At 63.0% G+C, this 14,269-nt stretch carries 18 protein-coding genes; 8 read left to right on the forward strand and 10 right to left on the reverse strand.

Going from position 1 to position 14,269, the window contains the following annotated elements; all coding sequences use genetic code 11:
- The first annotated feature begins 2 nt into the window (after nucleotides 1-2).
- The gene (locus AC0V2Y_RS01770; protein ID WP_475413646.1) at nucleotides 3-650 is read left to right on the forward strand and encodes a 3'-5' exonuclease; all 648 of its coding nucleotides are present in this window, start codon (nucleotides 3-5) and stop codon (nucleotides 648-650) included.
- 21 nt (nucleotides 651-671) lie between these two features.
- A complete protein-coding gene (locus AC0V2Y_RS01775) occupies nucleotides 672-1,094 on the forward strand; it encodes an SMI1/KNR4 family protein (RefSeq protein WP_475413647.1) in 423 nt (140 codons plus the stop codon).
- Nucleotides 1,095-1,115: 21 nt separating this feature from the next.
- Here the strand turns inward: AC0V2Y_RS01775 and AC0V2Y_RS01780 are convergent, their stop codons facing one another.
- Together AC0V2Y_RS01780 and AC0V2Y_RS01785 are read right to left on the reverse strand one after the other, a co-directional pair.
- Nucleotides 1,116-1,463, reverse strand: coding sequence for a DUF4870 domain-containing protein (locus AC0V2Y_RS01780; protein ID WP_326457244.1), 348 nt, complete (start codon nucleotides 1,461-1,463; stop codon nucleotides 1,116-1,118).
- Nucleotides 1,464-1,553: 90 nt separating this feature from the next.
- A complete protein-coding gene (locus AC0V2Y_RS01785) occupies nucleotides 1,554-2,975 on the reverse strand; it encodes an aminotransferase-like domain-containing protein (RefSeq protein ID WP_475413648.1) in 1,422 nt (473 codons plus the stop codon).
- A 152-nt stretch (nucleotides 2,976-3,127) separates the two neighbouring features.
- Between AC0V2Y_RS01785 and AC0V2Y_RS01790 the strand changes: the two genes are divergently transcribed.
- Both AC0V2Y_RS01790 and AC0V2Y_RS01795 read left to right on the forward strand, forming a co-directional pair.
- On the forward strand, nucleotides 3,128-3,856 hold the full coding sequence (locus AC0V2Y_RS01790; RefSeq protein WP_475413649.1) for a c-type cytochrome: 729 nt from the start codon (nucleotides 3,128-3,130) through the stop codon (nucleotides 3,854-3,856).
- Nucleotides 3,853-5,130: a c-type cytochrome gene (locus AC0V2Y_RS01795; RefSeq protein ID WP_475413650.1), complete on the forward strand. Its 1,278-nt coding sequence runs from the start codon at nucleotides 3,853-3,855 to the stop codon at nucleotides 5,128-5,130. Before AC0V2Y_RS01790 ends, AC0V2Y_RS01795 begins: the two co-directional genes overlap by 4 nt.
- A 120-nt stretch (nucleotides 5,131-5,250) precedes the next feature.
- Here the strand turns inward: AC0V2Y_RS01795 and AC0V2Y_RS01800 are convergent, their stop codons facing one another.
- Nucleotides 5,251-5,886, reverse strand: a complete 636-nt coding sequence (locus AC0V2Y_RS01800) for a class I SAM-dependent rRNA methyltransferase (protein WP_475413651.1) — start codon at nucleotides 5,884-5,886, stop codon at nucleotides 5,251-5,253.
- Nucleotides 5,887-6,072: 186 nt separating this feature from the next.
- On the opposite strand from AC0V2Y_RS01800, the gene AC0V2Y_RS01805 reads away from it, so the two are divergent.
- A complete protein-coding gene (locus AC0V2Y_RS01805) occupies nucleotides 6,073-6,858 on the forward strand; it encodes a head GIN domain-containing protein (protein ID WP_475413652.1) in 786 nt (261 codons plus the stop codon).
- Nucleotides 6,859-6,918: 60 nt separating this feature from the next.
- Here AC0V2Y_RS01805 and AC0V2Y_RS01810 read toward each other — a convergent pair whose 3' ends face one another.
- Both AC0V2Y_RS01810 and purU read right to left on the reverse strand, forming a co-directional pair.
- Nucleotides 6,919-7,461, reverse strand: a complete 543-nt coding sequence (locus AC0V2Y_RS01810; protein ID WP_070291303.1) for a YaeQ family protein — start codon at nucleotides 7,459-7,461, stop codon at nucleotides 6,919-6,921.
- Between the two features lie 39 nt (nucleotides 7,462-7,500).
- Nucleotides 7,501-8,382 carry a formyltetrahydrofolate deformylase gene (gene purU, locus AC0V2Y_RS01815; RefSeq protein WP_475413653.1) on the reverse strand — a complete coding sequence of 294 codons (882 nt, stop codon included), beginning with the start codon at nucleotides 8,380-8,382 and terminating at the stop codon, nucleotides 7,501-7,503.
- 345 nt (nucleotides 8,383-8,727) lie between these two features.
- On the opposite strand from purU, the gene AC0V2Y_RS01820 reads away from it, so the two are divergent.
- The 3 genes from AC0V2Y_RS01820 to AC0V2Y_RS01830 all read left to right on the forward strand — a co-directional run bounded on the left by AC0V2Y_RS01820 (nucleotide 8,728) and on the right by AC0V2Y_RS01830 (nucleotide 10,355).
- Nucleotides 8,728-9,240 carry a phasin family protein gene (locus AC0V2Y_RS01820; protein ID WP_475413654.1) on the forward strand — a complete coding sequence of 171 codons (513 nt, stop codon included), beginning with the start codon at nucleotides 8,728-8,730 and terminating at the stop codon, nucleotides 9,238-9,240.
- Nucleotides 9,241-9,288: 48 nt separating this feature from the next.
- Nucleotides 9,289-9,687, forward strand: a complete 399-nt coding sequence (locus tag AC0V2Y_RS01825) for a KGG domain-containing protein (RefSeq protein ID WP_475413655.1) — start codon at nucleotides 9,289-9,291, stop codon at nucleotides 9,685-9,687.
- A 155-nt stretch (nucleotides 9,688-9,842) separates the two neighbouring features.
- Entirely contained in the window at nucleotides 9,843-10,355 is a 513-nt protein-coding gene (locus AC0V2Y_RS01830; protein ID WP_475413656.1) for a YgjP-like metallopeptidase domain-containing protein, read from the forward strand.
- 123 nt (nucleotides 10,356-10,478) lie between these two features.
- Here AC0V2Y_RS01830 and AC0V2Y_RS01835 read toward each other — a convergent pair whose 3' ends face one another.
- The 5 genes from AC0V2Y_RS01835 to AC0V2Y_RS01855 all read right to left on the reverse strand — a co-directional run bounded on the left by AC0V2Y_RS01835 (nucleotide 10,479) and on the right by AC0V2Y_RS01855 (nucleotide 14,172).
- On the reverse strand, nucleotides 10,479-11,075 hold the full coding sequence (locus AC0V2Y_RS01835) for a PEP-CTERM sorting domain-containing protein (protein WP_475413657.1): 597 nt from the start codon (nucleotides 11,073-11,075) through the stop codon (nucleotides 10,479-10,481).
- 345 nt (nucleotides 11,076-11,420) lie between these two features.
- Complete coding sequence (locus AC0V2Y_RS01840; RefSeq protein ID WP_475413727.1) at nucleotides 11,421-11,966, reverse strand: LOG family protein; 546 nt, start codon at nucleotides 11,964-11,966, stop codon at nucleotides 11,421-11,423.
- 11 nt (nucleotides 11,967-11,977) lie between these two features.
- Nucleotides 11,978-12,751, reverse strand: coding sequence for a hypothetical protein (locus AC0V2Y_RS01845; protein ID WP_475413658.1), 774 nt, complete (start codon nucleotides 12,749-12,751; stop codon nucleotides 11,978-11,980).
- Between the two features lie 41 nt (nucleotides 12,752-12,792).
- The gene (locus AC0V2Y_RS01850) at nucleotides 12,793-13,464 is read right to left on the reverse strand and encodes a TetR/AcrR family transcriptional regulator (protein ID WP_034758777.1); all 672 of its coding nucleotides are present in this window, start codon (nucleotides 13,462-13,464) and stop codon (nucleotides 12,793-12,795) included.
- Between the two features lie 138 nt (nucleotides 13,465-13,602).
- The gene (locus AC0V2Y_RS01855) at nucleotides 13,603-14,172 is read right to left on the reverse strand and encodes a phasin family protein (protein ID WP_475413659.1); all 570 of its coding nucleotides are present in this window, start codon (nucleotides 14,170-14,172) and stop codon (nucleotides 13,603-13,605) included.
- Between the last annotated feature and the right edge of the window lie 97 nt (nucleotides 14,173-14,269).

Below are 14,269 nucleotides of genomic sequence, written 5' to 3' on the forward strand. Positions count from 1 at the left end.
TCATGGACACAGCTGCCGCACCGCCACTGCCCCCCTATCAAGGCATTGCCCTCGACCACGTCAGGCTGGTACGCACCAGCGATGAGGCAAAAGCGGCCATGGCTGCCCTGCTGGCAGCGGACGCCATCGGCTTCGATACGGAATCGAAGCCGACGTTCGTCAAGGGCGAGTCCTCCACGGGCCCCCATCTGATCCAGCTGGCCACCGACGACATCGCCTACCTGTTCCAGGTAGGCAGCACGCCGGCGCCGGCCCTGGCCGAACTCAAAGCCATCCTCGAATCGACCACCACCCTGAAGGTGGGTTTTGGCCTGTCCGACGACGTCAAGCGCCTGCGCAACAAGCTGGGCATCGCGCCGGCCCAGGTGCTCGACCTGTCCGTCGCCCTGCGCGGCGGCCAGCGCAACGACCTGGGCGCGAAGACGGCCGTGGCCAAGTTCTTCGGCCTGCACCTGCAGAAATCGAAAAAGATCTCCACCACCAACTGGGCCACCTCGCGCCTGACGGAAAAGCAGATCCTGTACGCGGCCGACGATGCGCAAGTGGCCCTGCGCGTGTACCGCCGCTGGATCGCCGACGGCGGCAAGGTCGCGCCGCAAAAGGCCCCGCACGCCAGCACGCCGCCCGTCCCGCCGCCGGTCGCCGCCTGAGGCGGCACGCCTTCCAGCCACATGAGCAAGAACAAGTCCATCGGCACCACGCCTGACGCGATCGCCGCCGCCGAACAGGCGCTGGGGCGATCCCTGCCCCCGTCCTACGTACAATGGTTATTGCTCAACAATGGCCGCGCGCTGGGCGCCTTGAGCGTATTTCCCGTCTACGACGCGGCCAATGCGCGCAAGACGTGGGAATCGATAGAACGCCATTACCGCACGAGCTGGCAGGAATGGCTGGAGAATGCGGATGACGGCGATGCCGCATCCCTGCTGCCCTTTGCCCAGTTCGGCACGGGCGATTACTATTGTTTTGATTATGCGCAAACGGGACCCACGGGCGAGCCGGTGGTCGTGCTGTGGTCGCACGAAACAGGGACCGCCACCGCGGTGGCGCCCGACTTTGCATCATTCCTGATACTGCCCGGCCGCCCGGGATAAAACCCGGCGGCCGGCGCCAGCTTATTTGACGGGACGCCAGGTCAGCGGATAGCGGTAGACGACGCCATTGCTGGCCTTGACGGCGGCAATAATGGAAAACACCAGATTGCCCAGCGCCACCAGCCAGAACATGAAAATGCCGATGATGACGAAAGTCAGGATGAAGCAGACGATGTACCAGAGGATCAGGGTGATCTGGAAATTGAGCGCTTCGCGGGCATTCTCGGCCGAGAACTTGTCCGCATCATCCTTCTTGATCAAGTAAATGATCAGCGGCGCCACCCAGCTGGTGAACAGGCCGCCAATATGGGACAGGATGGCGATCGTCGTATCTTGCGTACGACCCACTTCCGGCTGCGTGTTATCCATTATCATTCCCATCATTAGTTATAGATACATCAATATAACAGTAATATTTCTTTTTGGAATGAAACACTTGCTGCCGCAAGGGACTTTTTTTCATGCCCCGCTTACCGCCGCCAGCGCCAGCCGCCCCAGGGTGGCGATGGCCGCTTCCAGCTGCGGGCTCCACGGGTGGCCGTAATTGAGGCGGATGCAGTGGCGAAACGCGCGCGTGGCGGAAAAGATGGGGCCGGGCGCGATGCTGATGCCGGCCGCCAGCGCGCTGCGGTGCAAGGCCAGCGCATCGATGCCCACCGGCATCTCGACCCAGACGAAATAGCCGCCCTGCGGCCGCGTGACCCGCGTGCCGGGCGGAAAATGCACGGCAATCGCTTGCAGCATGGTGTTTTGCTGCGCCGCCAGGGTCAGCCGCAGCTGGCGCAAATGCCGGTCGTAGCCGCCCTGCGCCAGGTAGTCGGCCAGCGCCATCTGCAGCGGGATCGGCGCCGACAGGCTCGTCGTCAGCTTCAGGCGCTCGACCTGGCGCGCGTAGCGGCCTGCAACGGCCCAGCCCAGCCGGAAACCGGGCGCCAGGGTCTTCGAAAACGAGCTGCAATGCATGACGAGACCCGCGCCGTCGTGGCTTTTCGTCAGGCCAGGACGCTGCTTGCCGAAATACAGCTCGCCATACACATCATCCTCGATCAGCGGCACGCCATGGCGCGCCAGCAGTTCCACCAGCGCGCGCTTCTTTTCCGGCGGCATCAGGCTGCCCAGCGGGTTCTGGAAACTCGTCATCAGCCAGCATGCCTTGGGCTGGTGGCGCTGCAGCAACTCTTCCAGCGCCGCCAGGTCGACGCCGTCACGGGGGCTGGTGGCAATTTCCACCGCCTTGAGTTCCAGCCGCTGCAACGCCTGCAGGCAGGCATAGAAGCTGGGCGACTCGATCAGCACCGTGTCGCCGGGCCGCGTGACGGCTTGCAGGCACAGGTTCAGCGCTTCCAGCGCGCCATTCGTGATGACGATGTCGTCGCTGGAAACGGGCACGCCGTCGAGCTGGTAGCGCAGGGCGATCTGGCGGCGCAGCTCGGCATTGCCCAGGGATAAATCCGTGACGGTGCTCCACGGGTCGAGGCGGCGCATGCTGGCCGAGACGGCCCGCGCCAGCCTTTCCATCGGAAACAGATGCGGGCTGGGAAAGGCCGAGCCGAACGGGACGATATCGCGTGCCCCGACGGCGCCCAGCACCTCGAACACGAGGTCGCTGACGTCGACGGTGGTGCTGGCGTCGAGCGGGTGGGAACTGTCCGGCTCGGGTGCCAGCGCGGCGCGCTGCGGCGCCACGTAATAGCCGGAGCGGGGGCGCGAGACGATCATGCCGCGCGCTTCGAGCAAATAATACGCCTGGAACACTGTCGACGGGCTCACGCCCCTGCGCGCATGCTGCTGGCGCACGGACGGCAATTTATCCCCAGGCAGCAACAGCTGCGTGGCTATCATGGCGGCGACTTCTTCCGCCATTTCCTCGTATCGTTTCAACCCTGCTCCTCAAACTGATCCGTAGTTTTTTTGCACAACTGATCCTGTCACAGTGACAGCACCCGGTATATGCTAGGGTAACAACATCCGGGCAGCAACACCGGCACGCCATATCGACCGACGAGACAGGTTATTTTCCCATGCAACGTTCCATGCTACTGCATTCCCCTCCCGTGCTGGTGCTGGCCCTGGCTATCGCCTGGCCCGGCATGGCGCTGGCCGCGCCGGCCACCGTTTCCGCCAGCCACGACAGCCTGGAGCAGCGCATCAAGGCGTGCACGGCCTGCCATGCGCCGAAGGAACGCCACGACGCCTTCTTTCCCCGCATCGCCGGCAAGCCTTCAGGCTACCTGTACAACCAGCTGCTGAACTTTCGCGAGGGACGGCGCCAGTATCCGATGATGAACTACATGGTCGAGCACTTGCCCGACGATTACCTGCGCGAAATCGCCGAGTATTTTGCGGCGCAGCACCCGGCCCCGCCGCCGGCCCAGCCCAGCAGCGCCGGCACGATGGCCCTGGCGCGCGGCAAGCAGCTGGTGCTGCATGGCGATGCGAGTAAGAAGATTCCCGCCTGCATCGCCTGCCATGGCGAGAAGCTGGCCGGCGTGGCGCCCGCCATCCCCGGCTTGCTGGGCTTGCCGCGCGACTATATCAACGCCCAGCTGGGCGCCTGGAAGAACGGCATCCGCCGCGCCCACGCACCCGACTGCATGGCGCACGTGGCGCAGCGCCTGTCCGATGCGGACGTGGGCGCCGTCTCCGCCTGGCTGGGCACCCAGGTGGCCAGCGCCGACGCCCGCCCCGCCAGCGGCATCGCCCTGCCCTTGCCCCTGCATTGCGGCGGCGTGCCCGGCTCGAGCGCGCAGGTGGCGCCATGAAAAAATGGATGATCGCGGCTGCCGGCCTGGTACTGATCGCCGGCGCCAGCGCCAAATTCCTGCTGTGGCCAGACGACGACATGGGCCCGCCCGCCGTCGCCAGCACCCTGAGCCAGGAACAGCTGGTCGCGCGCGGCGCCTACCTGGCCAAGGCGGGCGACTGCATGGCCTGCCACACGACGCGCGGCGGCGTGCCGTACGCGGGCGGACGGGCCTTGCAGACGCCGTTCGGCAAGGTGCTCTCGCCCAACATCACGGCGGACAAGGAAACGGGCATCGGCAGCTGGACAGCCGACGATTTCTGGCGCGCCATCCACAACGGCAAGTCGAAGGACGGCCGCCTGCTGTATCCGGCCTTTCCCTACACCAACTACACCAAGGTGCAGCGCGAGGACAGCGACGCCCTGTATGCATATTTCCAGAGCGTGCCGCCGCACAAACAGACGAACGCGCCGCACGCGCTGCGCTTCCCCTACAACCAGCAGATCGCGCTGGCCGCCTGGCGCGCCTTGTATTTCAAGCCTGGCGTGTACCAGCCGCTGACAAGCAAAAGCATGGAATGGAACCGGGGCGCCTATCTGGTGCAGGGCCTGGGCCACTGCAGCGCCTGCCATAGCAGCCGCACCACCCTGGGCGGCAGCGACGACGGCCTGTCGGGCGGCCTGATCCCCGTGCTGGGCTGGTATGCGCCCTCGCTGACGTCGGATGCGGAAGCGGGCCTGGGCGACTGGGACACGGCGCATATCGTGGAATTGCTGCAAACGGGCGTCTCGCCGCGCGCCACCGTCTTCGGCCCCATGGCCGAGGTGGTGCGGCAAAGCCTGCAGCACATGAGCGGCGCCGACGTGCAGGCGATGGCCGTGTACCTGAAAAGCCTGCCCGGCCCGGCGCAGCCCGCACCACGGACGCCGCGCGACACGTCAGAGCAAGCCCGGCAGCAACTTGCGCTGGGCGCGAAACTGTATGAAGCCCAATGCGCGAGCTGCCACCAGGCCGACGGCAAGGGCATGCCGCCCGGCTACCCGCCGCTGGCCGGCAACCGCGCGCTGACGACGCAGTCGGCCGTCAACGCCATCCGCCTCGTGCTGAACGGCGGCTTCGCGCCAGGAACCCGCGGCAACCCGCGCCCGTATGGCATGCCGCCGTTCGGCCCCGTCATGGATGACGCGGAAGTGGCCGCCGTGGTGACGTATCTGCGGGCCTCGTGGGGCAATGATGCGCCGGCGGTTTCTGCGCTGGAGGTAAATAAATACCGCAGCGTGCCGCTGGAATAATCGAGTAACGCAGCGGAAATCCGGGGTCAGACCCGCCGGGTCTGACCCCAGCACTCATTTAACGGGTGAGCTCGTAAAAAAACCGGCAAGCGCCGGTTTTTTCATCGCAAGCAGCAATCCTCAGCGGAACTTGCTCTTGTGCCCAGTCTTGAGGTCCAGCGCATAGCGCACGCCGTTGTCCGTCAGCATGACTTCATCGGGCGGTTCCTCGCCGGCCAGGGCGCCGTCGATCAGGGGCAAGCCTTCGCCTTTGCGCATCAGGTCGTCGCAGCGCTCGTACACGTTGACGCAGCCGGTGGACGCCATCAGCGATTGTACGATGGCTACTTTCCACGCATCGACGCCGCCGGCGTTGAATTCGCAGATCAGGTAACCTGGCACGCCGCCGAACAGCTGCACCACCAGGCCGGGCAAGCCCTCGTCCTCGCCCTTGATCAGCGTCAGCAGCTGGTTGTCGCCCGCCTTCTTGATGGCGGGCAGTTTTTTCTCGATGGCGGCCTTGACCCTGCGCTTGATCAGCGCGTGGTCGACCGGTTCGTCTTCCTTGAAGCTCCAGATGCGCGCGCGGATCTGCGACTTCGAATTGTAGGCGGCGCGGGCGATGAATTGTTTCGAAGAACTCTGCACGATGGCCGTCGAGCCGGGCTTCATTTTTTCCTGCGGCTTGCCTTCGACTTTTTCAATCGCGGACGCGTAAATCCACGATTGGCCCAGCAAGCTCTTTTCCTTGCCCTGTTTGATGGTGATGATCAGCATGTAATTCCAGTAGTGTGAGCGGCGCGTGCCGCTCGTCGTATGTCCCACCGACATCATACCTCATGCCATCCTGTCGCATCCTCCTGCATTCCATGCCGCTGCCGGCGCAGTCTGTCGCAGCGCGCTACGCAGGCGCGGCCGGCTGGCATACCATGCACGCAGTCCAATTCAAAACAGGGAGCAAGAATGACACAGCCACTTTTCCACCGCCGTCACGCCAGCGCCGCGGCCGCCCTGCTGCTGGCCGCCTGCGCGCTGGCCATCCCGGCCGCGCCGGCGCTGGCCTCGCCGCTCGACTGGATTGCCGGCAACAGCATCCAGGGCAGCGGCAAGCTGCAAAAGCAGACGCGCGAAGTGGGCAGTTTCCATGCCGTGGCGCTGAACGTGCCGGGCACGGTCGAGCTGCGCATCGGCAACACGGACAGCGTCACCATCGAAGCCGACGACAATATCCTGCCGCTGATCGACACGGCCGTGGAAAACGGCACCCTGCGCATCCGCCCCGCCAAGCGCAACGCCAGCTTCCGCCAGAGCAGCCTGACCATCGTCATCCAGGCGCGCCAGGTGGAACGCGTCAGCGTGGGCGGCTCGGGCAACATCACGGCAACGGGCTTGCGCGCCGAGAATCTGCGCTTCGACGTGGGCGGCTCCGGCTCCATCAATGCGCGCGATCTCGACAGCCGCCAGGTGTCCATCGCCATCGGCGGCAGCGGCAGCTTCAAGGCCAGCGGCAAGACGGAGCAGCTGACGGCCTCGATCGGCGGCTCGGGCAATATCCAGGCGGGCCGCCTGGCCGCGCGTGCGGTGCAGGTAAGCATCGGCGGCTCGGGGGAGGCGCAAGTGTGGGCCAAGGATGAGCTGACCATCAGCATCGGCGGCTCGGGCGAAGTCAGCTACTACGGCGACCCGCGCATCAGCCGCAGCATGCAGCGGTCGAGCAGCATCAAGCACCTCGGCAGCGCGCCTAACTGATCAATCACAATGCAAAAAGCCCGGAGCGATCCGGGCTTTTTGCATTTCAGACAGACTATATCAGCGTGCCGGCTTGACCGGTTCGCGGTCGATCAGCACGGTATTGACGCTGTCCGTCAGCCAGATCTGGCCATCCTGGATCGTGCATTGCAGCTGCATGGTGCGCTGCGCCAGCTTGCTCATGTCTTGCGCCGCCTCGGATGGCAGGTTGATCACGGTCAAGTTCTTCGCCCGTTCCAGCTTGTTCGCGATCTGCTTCCACCAGATGTGGCTGGTTGCGCCATAGCTGTAGACGATGACCTGCTCCGAACGGCCGCAGGCCTTCAGGATGCGCTTTTCGTCCGGTTGGCCCACTTCGATCCACAGCTGGATGGCGCCCGTCAAATCCTTCTGCCACAGGTCGGGCTCTTCCGTATCGAACAGGCCCTTGGTGAAGGTCAGCGCCTCGTCGGCGTGGATGGCGAACGCCAGCAGGCGCACCATCATGCGCTCATCCGTCTCGGACGGGTGGCGCGCCAGGGTCAGCGCGTGATCCTGGTAGTAATTGCGGTCCATGTCGGCGATCTGCAGATCGGCTTTGAAAATTGTTGCTTTGAGGGCCATCGTGTTTCTGTCTCGGTAAAGTGAATAATGAAGCCGGTATCAGCGGAAAACCACCGTCTTGTCGCCATTTTTCAGGATGCGGTGCTCGACGAACCATTTCACGGCGCGCGCCAGCACCACGCACTCGACGTCGCGGCCGATGGCCGTCAGGGTTTCCGCATCCATCGCATGGTCGACGCGCTCGACGTCCTGCTCGATGATCGGGCCTTCGTCCAGGTCGCCCGTGACGAAATGCGCCGTCGCGCCGATCAGCTTGACGCCGCGGTGATGCGCCTGCGCATACGGTTTGGCGCCCTTGAAGCTGGGCAGGAAGGAATGGTGGATATTGATGGCGCGGCCGTCAAGCGCCTGGCACAGGCCGGGCGACAGGATCTGCATGTAACGCGCCAGCACCACCAGGTCGATCTTGTGCGTGTCCATCAGCTCGATGATCTTCGCTTCCTGCGCCAGCTTGGCCGCTTCCGGCGCGCCGGCCGCCAGCGGCAGATGATGGAAGGGAATATTGTAGCTGGCCGCCAGCTGGTAGAACTCCATGTGGTTCGACACGATGGCGGGAATTTCCACGTTCAGCAAGCCGCTCTTGTAGCGGAACAGCAAATCGTTCAGGCAATGGCCGATCTTCGACACCATCAGCATGACGCGCGGCTTGACGCGCGCATCGTGCAGTTGGCCATGGAATTGGCCATTGAGCTGCATGACTTGCGACAAGGCGGCGAAGTCGCTGCGCAACTGGGCGTCGCTGACGGCGCCGTCTTCCAGCGCGAAATGCACGCGCATGAAGAACAGCTGGGATTCCTGGTCGCCGAACTGGGCGGAATCGAGGATGTTGCAGCCGTGATCGGCCAGGAAGCCGGAGACGCGGTGCACGATGCCGCGCTGGTCCAGGCAGGACAGGGTCAGGATGTATTCGGGATGCGTCATGGTCGCGGAATAAGGCAAAAAATTAGGGCTATGCTCGGCTCAGCCACGCGCGCCGGCCATCGGCTGCGCTGCCGCGAGCCGGCTATTGTCGCACGGCCGGGCCTGTAAACCTGCATTTTCCGCACAAGCAGCATGGCTGCCGGCGACGCCAAGCGGATTGACGTTCATTTGATCTGGCGCAAAGTCATCGCATTTTTCCTTCTGCCAGGCCTTATTCTCGCGCCAAACCGGTACCTGGCGTGGAACCTGGCACGCCATCCGGCGTCTATCTCTTTGCTTGTTTCACCATACGCCGCATCCGGTGCACCGGATGTTTTCTGGATCCGCTTTTCATTGAGGTAGAACATGTTCACAAACAGTATTTTTCCCAGTCTCAGCCCGGCCCTGAAGTCCCATCTCGAGGCCCAGTGCAATTTCGCCACGGAATTATCGCGCAAGATGTTCGATACGGCGCAGCAATTGAGCGAGCTGCATCTGCGGCTGGCGCAAGACTTGCTGCACGAGTGGAGCAACGCCAGCCAGCAACTACTGGGCGCGCGCGACACGGGTGAGTTCATGTCGCTGGCCGCCGGCCAGTTGCAGCCCGGCAGCCACAAGCTGCGCCAGTACCAGCAGCAGCTCGGCAATCTCGTCGCCAACGCCAATGTCGAGATGAACCGCACAGCAGAGAACCACTTGCCCGAAACGAGCCGCACGGCCGTGGCCTTCGCTGACGAAGTGGTGCGCAAGACGGCGGAGGAAACGGAAAAAGCCACGCAGCGCCAGCGTGAAATGATCGAAAAAATGCACGCCACGGGCCACCGCGACGGCGCGGGCCGCAGCCACGATACCAACAGGCAATCCGATCAGGCGCGTTGAGCGCCTGCATAGACCACTTGACCCCCACTCGACAGCAAGGAGAGCGACATGGCTAGCAATCAAGGTAATGAACAGGGCAAAGGCGCTGGCAGCAGCCAGAAGGCCGGCGAATCGGGCAGCGCCAAAGGCACGAGCAAGCGCGGTTTCGCCGCCATGAATGAGGAACAGCAACGCGAAATTGCCAGCAAAGGCGGCCAGGCAGCCCATCAAAAGGGCACGGCGCATGAATTCGACTCGGAAGAAGCACGCCGGGCCGGGCAGAAAGGCGGCGAAGCCGTCAGCCGCAACCGCGAACACATGGCGGAAATCGGCAGGAAAGGCGGCGAAAGCCGGCAATCGGCCCAGCGCGCCAATGAAAACCGCAGCAGCACGGCGGCGCGCAGCGGCGGCAGCGAGCAGGGCCGCACCGGCCGGCAGGGCGGCAAGGACGAGGACGACAAGGGCTGACGGGGCAGGCAGGGCCCAGCGCGGCTTGACGCACAAGGCGCAGGAAGGCACGGGGCTTGGCGGCCCCGTGCAGGGGATGGCGCAGCGCCGGGCACGGCGGTATGGTACATTCTCGCCTTACCGACACCGCCGCGCCCCGCCCCGCCCTTCCCCGCATGCAGCCATCCCTGAAATACCTGAGCGCCTATTCCGAACAAACGCAAGCGCAAGTGCAGCAACTGATCGCCCAAGACAAACTGGGCGAGGTCCTGTTAAAACGCTATCCGAACGCCCACGACGTGCGCAACGACAAGGCTTTATACCAGTATGTGCAGGACTTGAAGAATGAATTCCTGCGTAATGCCGAGCCCATCAACAAAGTGGCGTTCGACAGCAAGATCCACGTGATCCAGCATGCGCTGGGCCTGCACACCTCGATTTCGCGCGTGCAGGGAGGCAAGCTCAAGGCCAAGCATGAAATCCGCGTGGCCACCATGTTCAAAGAAGTGCCGCTGGAATTCCTGCGCATGATCGCCGTGCACGAACTGGCGCACGTCAAGGAAAAACAGCACGACAAGGCCTTCTACAAGCTGTGCACGTATATGGAACCGCAATACCACCAGTACGAATTCGACGTGCGCCTGTACCTGACCCAGCTCGACCTGTCTGGCCGGCGCCTGTGGTCGTGAAATCCTGTTCGTGAAGTCCTGGTCATGACGTCCTGGTCATGACGTCCACGTAAAAATGCCGCCCGGCATACACAGGGCGGCATTTTTCCTGATGCGCCGGCATGGCCGGCGCCATGTTCAGGCTCAGGCGGCGTTCTTGCGGCGAAGCATGAAGCCCAGCAGGCCCAGCCCGCCCAGCAGCATGCCATAGGTGGCCGGCTCCGGCACGGCGCTGACAGTGGCGGCGATATTATCGACCTGGAAGGTGTGCAAGGCGCCTTCGCGCCATGTGGCCGACAGCAGATTGCTGAAACCCGTGAACGTGTAGTCGGCGAAGGTGTGGCCGCCACCGAGGGTGAAGGTCTGGGTCACCGTGCCGCCGCCCACCTGGTGGCCGACGAAGGTCACGTCAAAGGAACCGGGCAAGCTGACGAAGTCGGCCAGGCTGATCGAGCTCAGCGAGAATGCGGCGCCATCGGCACGGCTCAGGGTGGTCGTCGACAGGGGCGTCGCACCGAGACCGGCCGAGCCGGCATAGGCGAAACTGTCCTGGTGTGCCGAACTCAGCAAGCCTAACCAGCTGCTGTCGAAGTTGTAGCCGCCTTCGGAATAGGATTTGAAGGTGGAAGCAAAGTAGCCGGCTTGCTCCAGCGGATCGAAGGTGATCGTGGTGGTCTGTGCCTGGGCACCAGCGGAGGCGGCGAGAATGGCGGCGACAGCGGTCGCTCGCAAGAGGGTCATAGGTTTCAAAATAGCATCCTTTCGAGATGATGAAGTAGCGTGGCTGTGGCAACTTGAAACGGGTCGGCACCTTTTTTGGGGAGTCTGTACAACGCTCGTCGGTGTCCGATATTCCTAACTTTTGAACCCTGCCAGTAGACCACACCCATGCCTGAAAAGCATCTTCATTTTCAAAAAAACATGCCAACATAGTAATTTTTTTGCCATATTTTTATTAATTAAATCACCAAGCCCGATCAGTTTTCCCGTGCGGAAATAAAAAAGCCATGCAGTACGCATGGCCTTCTTCAAGCGGCAGGAAAACTAGTTGGCCGGCAAGGATCGCGGTGCCAGGCAAAAACGGAATTACGGCGTACACTCCTTCAGACGCAGCACCAGCGCTGCAGGATCGGCGTCGGCATTCAGGAACGCCGCGTGCTGCGGGCGGATGAAGCCCTGCTCCTTGCCGTTTTGCACAAAGGCGATCAAGCCGTCATAAAAACGGTCGACATTGAGCAAGCCGATGGGCTTGGCGTGCAAGCCCAGCTGGGCCCACGTGAGCATCTCGAACAGCTCTTCCAGCGTGCCATAGCCGCCGGGCATGGCGATGAAGGCGTCGGACAGGCTGGCCATCATCGCCTTGCGCTCATGCATATCCTTCACGATGAACTGGCGCGTCAAGCCCATGTGGCCCACTTCGCGCTCCACCAGCTGGGTGGGAATCACGCCCGTCACCTCGCCGCCCAGGCGCAGTACTTCGTCGGCGATCACGCCCATCAGACCCACCTTGCCGCCGCCATACACGAGCGAGATATTTTCCGCCACCAGCACGCGCGCCAGTTCGCGCGCCGCCACGGCATAGTCCGGCGAGACGCCCGCGTTGGCGCCACAGTACACACATAAAGCCTTGATCACAGTAATCCCTAGCCTTTCAATTCATCGATCGCCGCCTCGACCTCGAGGCGTTCCTTGGCGTCCAGTGCCACGCACTGGGCCGCCTTTTCATACAGGGCCAGCGCTTCCGCCAGCTTTTTCTTTCCATCGAGCATATTCAACGCGCGCGCATATTCGCTGTGCGCCAGCGCCGAATGGGGCGTCAGGGCCAGCGCCGTCTTGAAGTGCTGGTAGCCGTCTTCCTTGTTGGCGCCGTAGGTCAGGCTGCCGATCATGGCGCCGACCTTGTCGATAATTTCCGTATGATAAATCCCAAACGCGATATGCGCTTCCGCATGCATGGGCGCCACCGTCATCGTGCGGTCCAGGCTGTTGCGCACGCGCGCGCCCATGCCCTGCGCCAGGGCCTTGACGACGGACGTGCCCAGCGCATAGCGGCCCAGGCTGTAGGCATGCCAGTAGTAGCCGGCCGGATTGTCCGGCTGCTCGCTCTGCTGGCGCTCGCAGCGCTCGGCCACTTCTTCGTACATGTCGAGTTTCTGGCTGTCGTCCACTTCCAGGTGCGTGGTATAGATGCAGGTGGCCTTGTGCGCGACCGCATAGCCGGGCACGCCGACGGCCAGGCCCAGCTTCACGGCACGCTCGAAGTCGCCCGCATGGAAGGCCAGCCAGGCCTGCAGCAGCGCCGGGTGCGTGGGAAACGGTTCCACGTCGCCCGCATGCAGGCGCGACCAAGCCGCTTCCAGGGTTTGCGGCGTGTAGACATATGCTGCGTCCGGATAGGGAAATTGTTGCCAAGCCATATCTCTCTCCTGTAAATGACGACGCGGCGCCAGCAGCCGTGTCAGTCGTTCTTGAGTTTGGTCACATACTCTTCCGACAGTTTGCGAAACAGCAAATGCGTTTCATTGCGCAAATAGGGCCCGATCAGGGACAGCACCTGGTAGCAGCCGCGCGCCAGCGCATCGGACATCGATTGCTGCTCGCTGTACTTGCGCGGGTTGCGCACGTACTCGTACGACAGCCAGTAGGTGGCGACGACGACCATATTCGTCGCCATGGCAGCCACTTCCATGTCCGACGCCTCGAGCGACTGTTCGCTGCGCAAATCTTCGCACAGCTGCGTGGCCACCTTGATCTTGTGGGCCAGGATCAGCTTGAAGTGCAATTCCAGCTTGCGGTTGCGCGACAACAAATCGTTGAGGTCGCGATAGAAAAAGCGGTAGCGCCAGATCAGTTCGAACATCAGGTGCAGGTACAGCCAGACGTCCTCGATATTCGAGCGGCGCCCGTCGGGCACGGTGAGGATGCGTTCGATTTCCGCCTCGAACTGGACGAAGATCGAGTTGACGATGTCGTCCTTGTTACGGAAGTGGTAATACAGGTTTCCCGGCGAAATGTTCATCTCTTCCGCAATCACGGTCGTCGTGATATTCGGCTCACCAAACTCATTGAACAGGCGCAGCGACAACTCCAGGATGCGTTCGCGGGTACGGCGTGGTGCTTTTTGTAGCATGGCGGGCAATCTCTCTGTGTTCTGCCTCAAGCATACCACCTAAGATAGCCGTAATGAAACACTCCGCCCCATGGCGCCGGCGAATAAGGCAGACAAAAAAAAGCCTGCGCAAGCAGGCTGGAGGAATGCTGCGTCAGCTCAGGCGGCCGGCGCTTTTTTCTTCGCCGCCGGCCTGGCGGCGGGTTTGCCAGCGGGTTTGTTCACCGGCTTGCTCGCGGGCTTGGCCGGGGCCTTGGCGACGGCTGTTTTCGGCGCTGTTTTCGGCGCCGCCTTCACGGCGGGCTTGGCCACGGCCTTCGGCTTGGCCGCCGGCACGGCCTTGGCCGACAGCGCCGCCACCTGCACGTTCAAGGCATCGATCCTCGCGTGCAGCGCGGCGATATCGTGTTGCATGGGCACGCCGATGGTGGCCAGCGCCCGCGCCACGCGCTCTTCGAACACCTGTTCCAGCTTGTCCCAGGAACCGCTGGCCTGCTTGCCCACGCCGTCGGCCAGCTTGCCGACGCTGCCGCTGACATCGGCCACCTTGTCTTCGGCCCGCTTCTGGAATTCCGTGCCCTCCTTCACCAGCCGGGAAAACACGCGTCCGCCCTCTTCCTGCGCCTTGGCGAAGGCGCCCAGGCCCGCCTGCCAGATCTGCTGCGCGGACGAGCGCACGGCGCTCGCCAATTCCGTGTCTTCCGCCAGTTCCTTCAATTTCTTCACCATCGCCAGCTCCCGTCATGTGAAAGGCCATGCCACTTCATGGATATTTTTATTCTAGTGAGCAAAACTAGAGACGGGAGTCTAATTCGATAGCGAACTG

This window comes from Janthinobacterium sp. BHSEK, assembly GCF_056174685.1.